We start from the raw sequence: 13,838 nt of genomic DNA, 5'->3' as shown, positions 1-13,838 counted from the left end.
GATTGACTCTCAAGTTACTTGAAGGTGTAAACTCTCTCTTGTAGAACAGGAGGGATATGAATGGCAGCGATCATTCAAAATAAATTGATGCATGAGCCGGTGAATAAAGTTTTTATGCGATACTTTATTCCATCACTTATTGGTATGATGCTCATGTCTATCAATATTCTCGTTGATGGGATTTTTGTCGGAAATGGGATAGGCTCGATTGCATTAGCGAGTGTGAACATAGCTGTACCAGTTTTCTCGCTCATTATTTCCATCTCCCTTTGGATTGGAATGGGCGGTGGAGCGTTATATTCAATGGCAATTGGCGAACAACAGATAGAAAAAGCAGGGAAAATTTTCTCCTTTTCTATTACAATCGTCGCGTTAATTGTATCTGTTATAGGAGTCATTGGCTATTTGAACGTAGAACAGTTAGCAACCATTTTAGGGGCTAATACGGATACAAAAGAATTTGTTGTGGAATATTTGTCCATCTTACTTCCATTTGCCGTAGTGATGGCATTAGAGAATGCGCTTAGTATTTTCGTACGAAATGATGGAAATCCTCAATTAGCGATGGTTAGTTTAATTATCACGGCTGTAACTAACATTGTGCTGAACTATGTGATGATTTTTGTTTTTCATTTAGGAGTCATGGGTGCTGCCTTAGCAACTGGCTTATCGGGTGTTGTAGGGCTTTTCGTCTTATTTGCTCACTTTTTCAAAAAAGAGCGTACGTTAAAATTTATGTTGTTTAAGTGGACGTTTTCATCTTTAAAAGATGTTTTTTCTGTCGGGTTCCCAAGCTTTCTTGCTGAAATGGGGACATTGGTTTTTGTCATTGGCTACAATCTCGCAATGGTGAAGTTTGCTGGAACAAACGGTGTAGCTGCATTTTCGGTAGTCAATTACTTACATGCATTTATGTTTCTTGCCTTTTTTGGAATTGGTTCAGCTATTCAGCCGATGATTAGCTATTATTATGGAGCGAATGAGCAAGAACGTATAAAAGAAACTGTAAAAATTGGTGAAAAAGCAGCGATATGGTTAGGGATACTGTTTTTGTTTATCGGGTTTACAAGCGCATATTTCCTTGTCTCCTTGTTCGGAGTGTCATCCGAGGAAATTCAGCTTTTAGCGGTCCAAGGTATTAAACTGTTTTTTGTCGGCTATGTTTTCATGGGAATTAATTTCATTTATATGACTTATTTTCAATCGATTGGCCATATTTGGCCATCCGTTCTCATTATTATGATGAGAGGATTTATTCTTTTGTTTGCGGCACTATGGATTTTGCCTCAATGGATGGGGATAGAAGGGATATGGCTTGCTTTACCGGTGGCAGAATTACTTGTTGCGGCCGTGTTATATGGGGGGACAAGAAAATCGGTCCTTCAAGGGCGGTATATGGTTAAGGCAAACATGCCAGAACAGCCATGATACATGAAAAATAAAGATAAACACGCTTTTCCTTTCCTATCTTGGAGTATGCGATTAGAGCCAGCTAAAGGCATACATGGAGAAAAATCACGTTTCAATTTACCGAAGCGTGATTTTTTTTGATAAAAAGATATTTCAAAAAGGTGGTTTGGAGAACCCATTCAATCGATGGTGAAGCGGCACTTAAGAAAGCTATGACTCATATGCTGTCATGAAGAAGGAAGCAGATAAGCGGAGGAATGGGTATGATTTATAAACGGGATGCGTATCAAATTCATCCGGAGAAGCTAGAGGAGTTTAATCAGTTTTTTCATAAGTATACATTGCCAAATCAACTGAAAAATGGTGCCAAGCTCGTGGGACGGTGGATAACAGAAGCTAGAGATGAAGTTGTGGAAATATGGGAATATCCGAGCTATGACGAGTACATTAAAATAGATGAACGGGTTCAAAAAGCTGTATTGAATGAAAAGCTCCCTGTTTCATCGCAACAAAAAGGTAGTTTTTATGCTGGCAAAAAACAGGATTTTTTACAATCTACAGGGACATACGAATCTCCGAAACATACAGTAACGGTGAGCGGGTACATTACAAATGAACAACAAGAGGCACTACTGGTGAAAACGTATTGGCGATCGGACACATGGGAACTTCCAGGTGGAGCGGTTGATGAAGGTGAGACCCTTGATGTAGCAGTGCGCCGGGAAATTTTTGAGGAAACAGGCATTTCTGTCAATTTAATTGGCGTAACAGGAGTCTATTCTAACGGCCATACGGTTGCCGTTGTTTTTCGTGGAGAATACAGTGCGGGAACGGTTACACCTTCTTCCGAAACGAAGGATGTTCGCTTTTGTAGCATTAATTCATCCAATATTTCTCAATACGTTACTCGTCCTAAATTTAGAATTAGAGTATTAGATGCGATGAATGGTTGCTATGCTCCGTATGAAGCCTTTCGGGTGAGACCGTTTGAACTCTTGAATAGACTGGAATAAAATCGGTCTAGAAAATGGGAGATGACCAAAGAGCAGTCATCCGCTTAGGTGTACCTTTGAGGGGAAATTCAAGCTGTTTGGATCAACGATGGTGATGCTTCTTAACTGAATGAAGATGTGTCGGATAATTAAAATGAACCTATATAAGTAAATATATATGTCGAAGGCTCTTGTATTATTTCTAATGGGTTACTATAATAGTAGTAACTTTATTGGAGGTCATACTATGAATTTTAGAGTTTATATTTTAGCGATTTCAGCATTCATTGTTGGAATCGTTGAACTAATTGTCGGGGGAATTCTTGACCAGATTTCCGCTGACTTGCACATTTCTATCAGTACCGCAGGACAGCTTATTACTGTTTTTTCATTGGCTTTTGCTATTTCATCCCCTATTTTGCTGCACACGACAGCTAAAATAGAACGGAAAAAACTGTACTTATGGGCCTTGTTCTTTTTTCTAATCGGAAATCTTATGGCGGTGTTCAGTCCAAATTATCTTGTGTTATTACTGTCACGCATCGTGTCAGCCGCAAGTGCTTCACTGTTAATTGTCCTATCTGTAACCGTTGCATCCAATCTTGTAAAGCCTGAATATAAGGGGAGAGCTATCGGTGTAATTTATATGGGAATTAGTGGGTCGCTTGTTCTCGGAGTGCCAATTGGGATGATGCTTGGCAACTTGTATGGATGGAGAGCTCCATTCGTATTAATTTCGGTGCTAACGTTAATTGCCGCTATTTGTATTAAAATCTTTTTAAACGAAATACCGCCTAATCCTGTCGTACCATTACGTGAACAGTTAAAAGCATTGAGCAGCTCGAAAATCGTGAGCGCACAGCTCATTTCCGTGTTGATGCTGACAGGGCATTTGACGTTATATGCGTATTTCACTCCCTTTTTACAGTCAGCTTTACATCTGAATACGGCCATGATTAGCGTCATGTATTTCGTGTTCGGTATCGCGGCTGTAATTGGAGGAGGTATGGGAGGGGTTGTATCCGATAAACTCGGAACAGGCCGCTCTATTTTAACGATTATTCCATTGTTTGCTGTGGCGATGATGTTACTTCCTTTGGCAACGAAAGCATCATTTCCTGTCTTTTTAATAGTAATGGTTATTTGGAGTGCGTTAAGCTGGTCTATTTCTCCAGCCCAGCAAAATTACTTAATTCAAATAGCGCCAAAAACAGCGGACATTCAGCTCAGTATTAATAATTCGGCTTGCCATTTAGGCATTGCAGCCGGTTCAGCTATTGGCGGTCTGGTGATTGAAAAAAGTTCCGTTATGTATAATTCTTGGGTCGGTGTACTATTTGTGCTTGGTGCTTTATTATGTGCCGTTTACTCGATCACAAAAGCATCATCCGTACAAAGAGAAGCAGTGTAGGAGTAGTTCTAGATCAATCTATAGAGTGTATTTGGACACTGTGAACAAATATGATATGCTATCTTTAAAATTAGGCGCCTCTTCGTGTGGGTTAGCAAGTTACGGGGAAGGGGCCTTTTTTGCGTTGGGCTATCAACATATTTTTCTAGTAATTGAGGATGACTATTGCTTTTTAAGGAGTTGTTAACATGAAAATTGGGATTGTCGGTTCAGAACATTTTCAAAAAGAGATTCAAGCAGTTAAAAGTCAATTTAACCATGTCACGATGGTTCCTTACATATATGAGAGGCCTGCCGAGGCGCCAAGTATTCTACATATCCATCAGTACGAAGTGGATGCATTTTTGCTGGCGGGGAGTGTCCCCTATTTTTATGCAAAAGAAACCATTCAAAAAGAGAAAATACCGGCTGCCGTTGCTCGCCTCACACCGCTTTGTATGAGCCTTTCTTTGTTTCAACTCGTCCATTATGAAAGAGTGCCTTTTAACCGGATTTCTCTTGATCTTCCAAACAAAGAGGTGCTGGACACTGTACTTGTTCACCTTCACGAACAAAACAGCATGAAGCATGTGATGGATTATCCATGGATTCAAGGAGCGGAGCGGGCATCACTTGAAATCGAGGAGTTTGTTCATTTTCATCAAGAGCTTTACAACAAGGGAGAGGTCGATGTTTGTTTGACAAGCATCCATGCGGTTCACGACGAACTATGTCGGAGAAACATTCGCAGTATGTATGTTGTACAAACGCACCACTCCATCGTGCAAGGAATCCATGAGGCAATTTCAATCAGTGTGCAAACGCGTTTGCAGAAATCCCAGGTAGCGGTTTGGTCGATTGAATTAAAACAGAAGCATAAGCAGCCGCTTCCTGACTATGTGTCGGCAAAATTGGATGGGTTGACGAGAAGTTTAAATGGAAAGTTGATTCGTGTTACAGAAAATGAATGGAAAATTATTACGACAAGGGGAATGATGGAAGAAATTCCGAAAAAAGAAAAATTACTGAAGGATGTCGAGCAGCTTGTTTATGAAGATGGAAGAGTGGCGGCAGGAATAGGATTTGGCTGGTCGCTTGCCCAAGCGGAGCTTCATTCACAAGAAGCACTTGCTTATGCGATGAAAAAACATGCTTCACAATATGCCGTCATATGCCAACTGGATGAGAATAAGCAACTAACTGAAGTCTTTTTTTCTCACGATCAGCCATTATCTAAATCTTATTCGGTTAAAAGCGACAATCATTTAATTAAAAATTTGGCGGACACGCTTGGAACAAGTGTAAAAAACACGATGCGCATGATGGATTTTTTGCAGTTTTATCCGCAAGAGGTGTTTACGGCAGATGACTTTGCTCATTACTTTTCTGTGTCGAGACGGTCAGCTGAACGGATTATTAAACCGTTTCATGAGCATGGCTTTTTACAGATTTCAGGAGAGGAGAAGTTATTTGATAAAGGCAGGGCGCGTGCGAGGTACATCCCGAACAATGACCTGAAGAATATTCTGAAAAAACATCCTTTACAAAACTTTTAGCCTTTTTTATAATTATAAACGACAATAAAGCGACAAAAAGGGGTGTCGGGATGATTATTTCAAAAGCAGAAGTATATGGGATTCATTTACCGTTAAAAAAGCCGTTCGTTGTGTCTTATGCTTCATATGATTCTATTCCATCTGTCATTGTAAAATTAACAGCAACTAATGGGCTGGTCGGCTATGGGGAAGCAGTTGGCGATGAGCATGTGACAGGGGAGTCCATTCACACTGTCGTGGCAATGCTGCAGCATCAACTTTTGCCTGCCGTTATCGGTCAAAATCCGTTTAATATTGAACAAATTCATGAAATGATGAATGCGGTTACATATCGTAATCCTGCTGCCAAAGCAGCAATTGATATTGCGTGCTACGACTTAATGGGCAAGGCGTCTGGACAGCCGGTCTACAATTTATTAGGAGGGCGCTTAAATAAATCGTTAACATATGCAAAAGTGTTGAGCATTGATGAACCGGAACAAATGGCCGATGAAGCGGAAAAAGCGGTTGTGGCTGGCTACTCGTCCATTAAAGTGAAAATCGGCAATGATATGGCGGCAGATTTGCAACGTCTTCAGGCAATTCGCGACAGAGTCGGCTATGAGATTCCGATTCGAGCAGATGTTAATCAAGGATGGAGAACGAGTGAAAAGGCCAAAACAGCTTTAAGTGCACTAGAATCCTTCCAGCTTTCTTGGCTCGAACAGCCATTGTATTTAGAAGACATCGAAGGAATGGCGATGCTTAGAAAGCTGACACGCCTTCCGATTATGGCAGACGAAAGTGTACAGACACCTGTTGATCTTCAACGCATCATCCGCCATAATGCTGCAGATAAAATCAATATTAAGCTAATGAAAAGCGGCGGTATCTATCCATCGCTTGCACTGGCGAAAATGGCGGAAGCAGCAGGTCTTTCCTGTCAAGTCGGTTCCATGGTGGAATCTTCTATTGGTTCAGCTGCCGGTTATCATTTAGCTATTTCTAAGCGGGTTATTGAAAGTACAGAACTAACGGGTCCGTTATTATTCAGTAAAGATATCGGCAATTTGCATTACGACATTCCGTACGTCCATTTGACGGAAGAGCCGGGCTTAGGACTTGTCATTAACGAAGAAACATTGGAGGAGCTTTCCTTTGTTCATCATCAAGTAGAGATAGAGAAATAAAGTCTTTTAACTGACAGAAGGGAGGTATCGAAATGCAGCAAACGATTGAAAAAGAGATGATGGATGTATTTCGCCGTTTGCATGAACATCCAGAATTGAGTTTAGAAGAATACGAGACGACGCGTTATCTTGTTGAGAAGTTAACGCAGTATGGCTTTCGTGTAACTACCTTTGAAGATATGCCGGGGCTTGTCGCTGAAATTGGCAGCGACAAGCCGGTCGTGGCTGTTCGGGCGGATATGGACGCTCTCCTCCAAGAGGTGAACGGGGAAATTAGAGCTAATCATTCTTGCGGCCATGATGCTCATATGACAATCGTATTCGGTTTGCTGCTCCTTTTGAAGGAACGGCAACATGAATGGAATGGTACCCTTCGCTGTATTTTTCAGCCGGCAGAAGAAAAAGGAAATGGCTCCTTAAAGATGGTCGAAAAAGGGGTTGTCGATGACGTTGCTTATTTATTTGGTGTTCATTTACGACCAAAGGAAGAAGTGGAATTTGGATGTGCTTCGCCTTCTTTAAAGCATGGAGCTGCCGTTTCACTTGAAGGAACCATTCGAGGAGAAGACAGTCACGGGGCACGTCCGCATTTAGGGGTGAATGCAATTGAAGTGGGTTATTCCTTGCAGCAATTTTTGCGGTCGATTCACTTGCCGCCAAACATTCCTTCCTCTATTAAAATGACAAGCTTTCATGCTGGAACGAGCAGCTACAATATTATCCCAGGAAACGCGACCTTCTCACTTGATTTACGTGCGCAAACAAATAAGGTGCTAGCTGACATGAAAAGAAAAGTGGAAGCCGCACTTAAAGCAGCAAGTGACTTTCACGGTGCAGAAATACAAGGAACGTGGCTTAATTATACACCCGCTGCTGAAGTGTCTGATAAAGCGGAAAGGATCATGAGAGACAGTATTATGTCTGTGCTCGGCGAGCAACATTGTTTGAGTCCGGTTGTCACACCAGGGAGCGATGATTTTCATTTCTATACGATTGAACGCCCGCATTTAAAGGCATGTATGCTTGCACTTGGAGCGGATTTGACACCAGGTTTGCATCATCCACAGATGACATTCAATCGAGACTGTCTCATCATCGGTACCCGTGTTTTAGCCGAAGCAGTGTTGCGTGCTTTTTCTGAAGTCAATGAAACAGGAGGAACTGTCGATGAAGTGGATTTATGAAGGCAAGCTGAATAGTGGAGCGCCGTTCAACGTCCGGTTATTAGCGTTAGAGGATTTGCCAAGCCTGTTAGCGCTGCAGGAAACGGTCATTGCTGCATTGGAAGAAAAGGCTGTATTGCAGCCACTAGATTCGGAAGAATTTCAATACATTTTAGAAGGCAACGGCCTTATCATTGGAGCGTTTGCCGAAGGAAGTTTAATGGCCTTTCGTGCGCTTCTCGTACCGCCAGTCGATCAAGAAGGTCATTTAGGTCGTGATTTTGGTTTAACGGAGGAAGAGCTGCCATCTGTTATTTATCAAGAAATTTCCAACGTTCATCCAGATTATCGGGGCAATGGTTTGCAAAAAAAACTGGCCGTGCTCATTATGGAAGAATTACGAAACATGAACACGCCGTATACGTATGTGTGTTGTACGGTCGCTCCATTCAATATCCCGAGTCTAAAAGATAAATTTGCACAAGGGATGGAAATTGTATCATTAAAAGAAAAATATGATGGTTTATTGCGTTACACATTGATGAAAAGAATTGATGAACAAATCCAAGAAGGTACAAACGTTGTCACCATAGACATGAGCGACACGGCTGGACAGCGGGCACTTTTAAAGGCTGGCTGGCGTGGCTATCGAATGGAACAGCTTGACGGAACGTATGTTGTTCATTATTGGAAAAAAGAAGCATAGTCTTCTCTTTTGCTAAGGTTGTATCAAATTACTTTCAAGAAGATGCCCGTAATTTTTCAGGGCATCTTCGTTTATGTTAATGAACATGTTTCAGTTACTTAGTAGATCCTCGCAATATTCTCGAATTAGTTTGGACGCTTTCGTCTGACTGATATTGAGGTCTTGTGCTACTTTTCTCGATGATTTGTATGTTTGGTAAGAACGTCTAACTAAAATACGCTTCGTTTCATCGAGTGCTTTATCCAATGAAGTAGGGAGTGCGAGCTTGGTCACTTGTCCGACATTAGCTGTAATAATATCAGGCAAGTCAGCAAGCTGAATAACAGAGTCGCTAATGACAACTAGTCGTTCAATTAAATTTTCAAGCTGTCGTACGTTACCGGGCCATGAGTAGTGGATTAAAATGTTTAAACATTCTTCTGAGATGGCTTTATTTTCATGATATTTTTGATTGAACTTATTTAAAAAATTGTATGTGAGCGGAATAATATCTTCTTTTCGTTCACGAAGCGGCGGTAGGTAAATGTCAATGACGTTAAGACGATAAAATAGATCTTCACGAAATTGCTTATTGTTCACCATATGGATTAAATCTTGGTTGGTCGCCGCAATAATTCGAATGTCCACTTTTTTTATCTCGTTTCCGCCAATAGGAATGAACTGTTTATCTTGAATGACTTGTAATAATTTTGCTTGGAGAGCAAGCGACATTTCTCCAATTTCATCAAGAAAAACAGTTCCCCCGTTCGCCGCTTCAATCAATCCTGGCTTGCCGGTTTTATTTGCTCCTGTAAAGGCCCCCTTTGAATAGCCGAATAGCTCAGATTCAAGCAGTTCTTCAGGAATAGCAGCACAGTTAATTGTGAGAAAAGGCCCGTTTTTTCGCTTACTAATTTGATGGATGAAATGGGCTAGCACTCCTTTTCCAGTTCCGGATTCTCCTTGAATTAAAATCGTTGAATCAGTTGGGGCGACTTTTTTGCAGAACGTTAAAATTCGGTTAATTTTTCCACTGTTTGTGACGATCCCATCTACTTCTTGTTCTTCGTGAGTGGGTTTTGACTCATCGTCGATTTCCTTCGCCTTTAGCATTCGATAGGTTTGCGATTCTGTCGATGTAATGACGACAAGTTCAATTTCTCCGACATCATTTAGGAGGGGGATGGCGCATGTCATCAATTCAGCTCCGATATAAGTTTGTTGCTTCATATAGCAAGGCTTTTTTTGTTTATAGACTTCGGGGACAATGGACGGCTTCCAATATCCTTTTTCAAATAAGTCAATATTGTACTTGCCGATAACATCTGTTGGCTTCAAGCCATAGTGACGCTCACATGCTTTGTTCACGTACAAAATGCGCTGTTCCCCGTCTAAAACAAAAATTTCATCAGACGAATGATCCAAAATCTTTAAAAGTGTGTCTAAAGTCATGTCAATATGGCCTGTTACATCGGGATTTTTCATAGCATATACCTCGCTTTCTAAAAGGTAGTGAGTTATTTTTGTTGGATGATGAGTTGAAATCGAGTTGATTATAACTCATTTTGACAACGCTTTCTAATAAAATTCTAATTTTTCTTTATTTTCCAATGATTTTGAGTTATTGGCATGCCAATTGCAAGTAGAGAAAGGTGAGGTATTCAATAAAATTTATATCCTTTATTGGCGGAGGGGAATGAACGATGACTTATAACAAAGTGGAAAATGCTTCAAATCGGACATTTGAAAGAACATTAACGTATGACAAGTACACGGATCCGAACGTGTTTAAAAAAGAATTGGATCTCGTATTCTCTAAATCTTGGCAACTTGTCGGCCATGTTAGTCAGTTAGAAAAAGCCGGGGCTTTTTTTACGACAGAAGTAGCGGGAGAGCCTATTATTGTAACGAAAGGTCAAGATGAAGTCATTCGCGCTTTTTACAATGTGTGTCCTCACCGTGCGACAAAGTTGGAAAAAAGTGAATCCGGCAAAAAGAAAATTTTACAATGTGCCTATCATGGCTGGACATTTAAGTTAGACGGAAAATTAAATAAAGCTCCGAATTTTAGAGGGGAAGACGCTTCATGTGTCCAAGATGCCTGTTTGCGCTCCGTTCGCATGGACATTTTGGAGTCGTTAATTTTTGTTAACTTGGATGATCAAGCGAAACCGCTTTGTGAATCGTACGGGGACTTTTTTGACCGTTTGAGCAAATTTCCGTTTTTAAGTGAACTTAAAAGAACGAACCAAACTTCACGGGTGATTAAAGCAAATTGGAAGGCCTTTATTGATAATTATTTAGAGTGTGACCATTGTCATATCGCTCATCCTAGTTTCGTGTCCGCCCTTAACATGGATGATTATCAAATCATTACATGTGAAAACTATTCACTTCAAGGTACTATCGTCAAACAAGATAAAGGGTATGGAAGCGTCAATTTAAATCAAGCTGAAATGCAAGGCGGGTCATTCTTCTGGCTATGGCCAAACTTAATGCTGACTATTTATCCGGGTCCAGGTAATATGGCGACCATACAATTGGTGCCAATCGATCATGAAACAACGTTAATTCTTTATACGTATTATTTCCGTGATGAGAACTTAACACAGGAAGAAAAGGACTTAATCGCTTTTGCTGAACAAGTGCGTCTGGAAGATGTAGAATTAGTCGAATTGGAGCAAATTGGGTTCCGTTCCCGTGCCTTTAACAAGGGTGTGTATTCTTCTTCGGAAAAAGCCATTGTTCAATTTCATGAAATGGTCTTGGAGGCTCTCAATGAGTAAATTAGTGAATGAAGTAAACGAGACGAAGAAATTTTTAATCATTAATGGCGAAAAAGTAGAAACGAAGAATTATGCTCCTTTGTACTCTCCTTATTCGAGAGAAGAGATTGCCCAAATTGCGATGGCAGATAAAGAACAGGTTGAACGGGCAATAGAGGCTGCTTATAGAGCGCGTCGTATTATGGCTAACATGCCGGCATTCCAAAGAGCAGATATTTTAGAAAAAGTGGTGATGCTCTTAAAAGAAAAGGCGGATGAAGCAGCAGCAATCATTACACGTGAGTCTGCCAAACCGATGATGTTTGCGAAAGCAGAAGTAGCGAGAACAATTGAAACGTATAAGTTTTCAGCGGAAGAAGCAAAACGAATTCACGGAGAAACCGTTCCGTTTGATGCAGCAGCTGGCGGTGTGGGACGGATTGGGTACACAGTAAGGGAGCCAATCGGGGTCATTGGCGCTATTACGCCGTTTAATTTTCCACTCAACCTTGTGGCACATAAAGTCGGGCCGGCGATTGCGGCTGGCAATACGATTGTATTAAAACCGGCGTCGCAAACACCTTTGTCCGCTCTATTTATTGCTGAATTATTTAAAGAAGCAGGTCTTCCACCAGGTGTGTTAAATGTCGTGACAGGTCCAGGTAGTACCGTTGGGGAAGCCATTGTGGAAGATGACCGTGTAAGTATGGTCACATTCACAGGAAGTCCAAGTGTTGGAATCGGTATTCGGAATAAAGCAGGACTAAAAAAGACAACACTGGAGCTTGGTTCCAACTCTGCTTTAATCATTGACAAGGATGTTGACATTCACCAAATCATCGATCGATGTATTATGGGCGCCTTTTCTAATCAAGGGCAAGTGTGCATTTCTCTTCAGCGTGTATACGTTCATGAAGAGGTGTATGAAGAATTTGTGTCGAAGTTTACGGAAGCGGCCAAGAAGTTAAAAATTGGCGACCCATTTGATCAAGATACGTATATTTCTGCACTAATTTCAAAAGGGGAAGCAGAACGAGTTCTAGGCTGGATTGAAGAAGCGAAAAACAGCGGTGCAGTGTTGGCAGCAGGAGGCAAACGCCAAAAGGACATTCTAGAGCCGACCGTGATTACAAACGCAGCGTCTACGTTAGCTGTATCTTGTCAAGAAGCTTTTGCGCCGGTTGTTGTTGTCGATAAGGTCACTTCCATTGCGGAAGCGGTAGAGCGGGTGAATGATTCGCGTTTCGGTCTGCAGGCTGGCATTTACACGAACCATGTGCAACATGCTTTATATGCGGCAAGGGAATTGCATGTTGGCGGGGTAATGATTAATGATGTGCCAACATATCGGGTCGATCAGATGCCATATGGCGGAGTGAAAGAAAGCGGGACTGGTCGGGAAGGAATTAAATACGCTGTCGAAGAAATGACAGAGATGAAGCTCGTAGTTTGGAACGAAAGCTGAAATGGGGAGATTGTGGTGAAAGTATTCAAAATAGCGGTGATTGCTGGGGATGGAATTGGCCCGGAAGTTCTTAATGAAGGGATGAAGGTGTTAAAGAAAGCAGCGGAGCTCGATAGCGGTTTTCGATTTGACTTCACATATTTTCCGTGGGGCTGTGAGTTTTATACGGAACATGGAAAAATGATGGATGAAGATGGACTAGCGCAATTGAAAGAGTTTGATGCTATTTATTTAGGGGCTGTCGGCTTTCCTGGTGTTCCTGATCATATTTCATTATGGGAATTATTACTGAAAATTCGTAAAGGCTTTGATCAATATGTGAATATCCGTCCAGTGAAGTTGTTAAAGGGGGCACACTTACCTCTTGTCGGTGTGAAGCGCGAGGACATTAATATGCTGTTCATCCGTGAAAATAGTGAAGGCGAATATTCAGGGGCAGGGGATTGGCTGTTTAAAGGTCAGGAACATGAAGTTGTGCTGCAAAATAGTGTTTTCTCTCGAAAAGGTACAGAGCGGATCATTCGTTATGCCTTTGAGCTTGCTAAAAAAGAAGGAAGGTCACTGACGAGCATCTCAAAAGCAAACGCGCTAAATTATTCAATGGTTTTTTGGGATCAAGTGTTTGAAGAAGTAAGTGCGGAATACCCGGAAGTAGAAACCGCATCTTATCTAGTCGATGCGGCAGCTATGCTGATGATTAAAGATCCGAAGCGTTTTGAAATAGTGGTCACTTCCAATTTATTCGGCGATATTTTAACAGATTTAGGGGCAGCATTGGCAGGCGGCATCGGTCTCGCTGCTGGAGCAAACATTAATCCAGAACGAAACTTTCCGTCGATGTTTGAGCCAATTCATGGCTCTGCTCCAGACATTGCAGGAAAAGGGATTGCTAACCCGCTTGCCACTATTTGGTCGGCGAGTCAAATGCTCGACTTTTTCGGATATGAATCATATGGAAACATGGTTCTTGAAGCTATGGAGCAGTTATTAGTAGAGAATCGAGTACTGACTCCGGACATGAATGGAGAGGCTTCTACTTGGGAAGTAGGAGACCGAGTAACAGAGCTGTTTGCCTCCATCGTTTCATCTAAAGATATACGGGTGAAATGAATGAAAAGAAAGCCGGCGTTATAATGGGGAATTCTTCGTCCTCGAAACTGCTGCGAGGACGAAGAGTACACGTTGTGCGGAGAACATCAAAAGGGCTTACAAGGTGTATGCAAAATTTAGTTATGGGGGAGTG

At 41.5% G+C, this 13,838-nt stretch carries 11 protein-coding genes; 10 read left to right on the top strand and 1 reads right to left on the bottom strand.

Features of this window, described 5'->3' with window-relative positions:
* The first annotated feature begins 60 nt into the window (after positions 1-60).
* The 7 genes from ACXAEO_RS16800 (at position 61) to ACXAEO_RS16770 (ending at position 8,386) form a co-directional block, all read left to right on the top strand.
* A complete protein-coding gene (locus ACXAEO_RS16800) occupies positions 61-1,428 on the top strand; it encodes an MATE family efflux transporter (protein WP_474883187.1) in 1,368 nt (455 codons plus the stop codon).
* 245 nt (positions 1,429-1,673) lie between these two features.
* Positions 1,674-2,423: an NUDIX domain-containing protein gene (locus ACXAEO_RS16795; RefSeq protein WP_474883186.1), complete on the top strand. Its 750-nt coding sequence runs from the start codon at positions 1,674-1,676 to the stop codon at positions 2,421-2,423.
* A gap of 184 nt (positions 2,424-2,607) precedes the next feature.
* A complete protein-coding gene (locus tag ACXAEO_RS16790) occupies positions 2,608-3,813 on the top strand; it encodes an MFS transporter (protein ID WP_474884249.1) in 1,206 nt (401 codons plus the stop codon).
* Positions 3,814-4,001: 188 nt separating this feature from the next.
* A complete protein-coding gene (locus ACXAEO_RS16785; RefSeq protein ID WP_474883185.1) occupies positions 4,002-5,348 on the top strand; it encodes a hypothetical protein in 1,347 nt (448 codons plus the stop codon).
* A gap of 50 nt (positions 5,349-5,398) precedes the next feature.
* Positions 5,399-6,517 (top strand): mandelate racemase/muconate lactonizing enzyme family protein, encoded by a 1,119-nt coding sequence (locus ACXAEO_RS16780; protein WP_474883184.1) that lies wholly within the window; start codon positions 5,399-5,401, stop codon positions 6,515-6,517.
* Positions 6,518-6,549: 32 nt separating this feature from the next.
* Entirely contained in the window at positions 6,550-7,701 is a 1,152-nt protein-coding gene (locus ACXAEO_RS16775; RefSeq protein ID WP_474883183.1) for a M20 peptidase aminoacylase family protein, read from the top strand.
* Complete coding sequence (locus ACXAEO_RS16770) at positions 7,685-8,386, top strand: GNAT family N-acetyltransferase (protein ID WP_474883182.1); 702 nt, start codon at positions 7,685-7,687, stop codon at positions 8,384-8,386. Before ACXAEO_RS16775 ends, ACXAEO_RS16770 begins: the two co-directional genes overlap by 17 nt.
* Positions 8,387-8,476: 90 nt before the next feature.
* On the opposite strand, the gene ACXAEO_RS16765 is transcribed toward ACXAEO_RS16770, so the two are convergent.
* Positions 8,477-9,850 (bottom strand): sigma-54 interaction domain-containing protein, encoded by a 1,374-nt coding sequence (locus tag ACXAEO_RS16765; RefSeq protein ID WP_474883181.1) that lies wholly within the window; start codon positions 9,848-9,850, stop codon positions 8,477-8,479.
* A gap of 218 nt (positions 9,851-10,068) precedes the next feature.
* Between ACXAEO_RS16765 and ACXAEO_RS16760 the strand changes: the two genes are divergently transcribed.
* From ACXAEO_RS16760 to ACXAEO_RS16750, 3 genes are read left to right on the top strand one after another with little or no spacing between them, the layout of a single operon-like run.
* Positions 10,069-11,151 (top strand): aromatic ring-hydroxylating oxygenase subunit alpha, encoded by a 1,083-nt coding sequence (locus ACXAEO_RS16760; RefSeq protein WP_474883180.1) that lies wholly within the window; start codon positions 10,069-10,071, stop codon positions 11,149-11,151.
* Positions 11,144-12,595 (top strand): aldehyde dehydrogenase family protein, encoded by a 1,452-nt coding sequence (locus ACXAEO_RS16755; protein ID WP_474883179.1) that lies wholly within the window; start codon positions 11,144-11,146, stop codon positions 12,593-12,595. The genes ACXAEO_RS16760 and ACXAEO_RS16755 overlap by 8 nt, the downstream gene beginning before the upstream one ends.
* A 15-nt stretch (positions 12,596-12,610) precedes the next feature.
* Complete coding sequence (locus ACXAEO_RS16750; RefSeq protein ID WP_474883178.1) at positions 12,611-13,705, top strand: tartrate dehydrogenase; 1,095 nt, start codon at positions 12,611-12,613, stop codon at positions 13,703-13,705.
* Positions 13,706-13,838 lie beyond the last annotated feature (133 nt).

It is taken from the genome of Bacillus sp. ABA4_010 (genome assembly GCF_056159105.1).
This window is presented reverse-complemented; position numbering and strand designations above follow the sequence as displayed.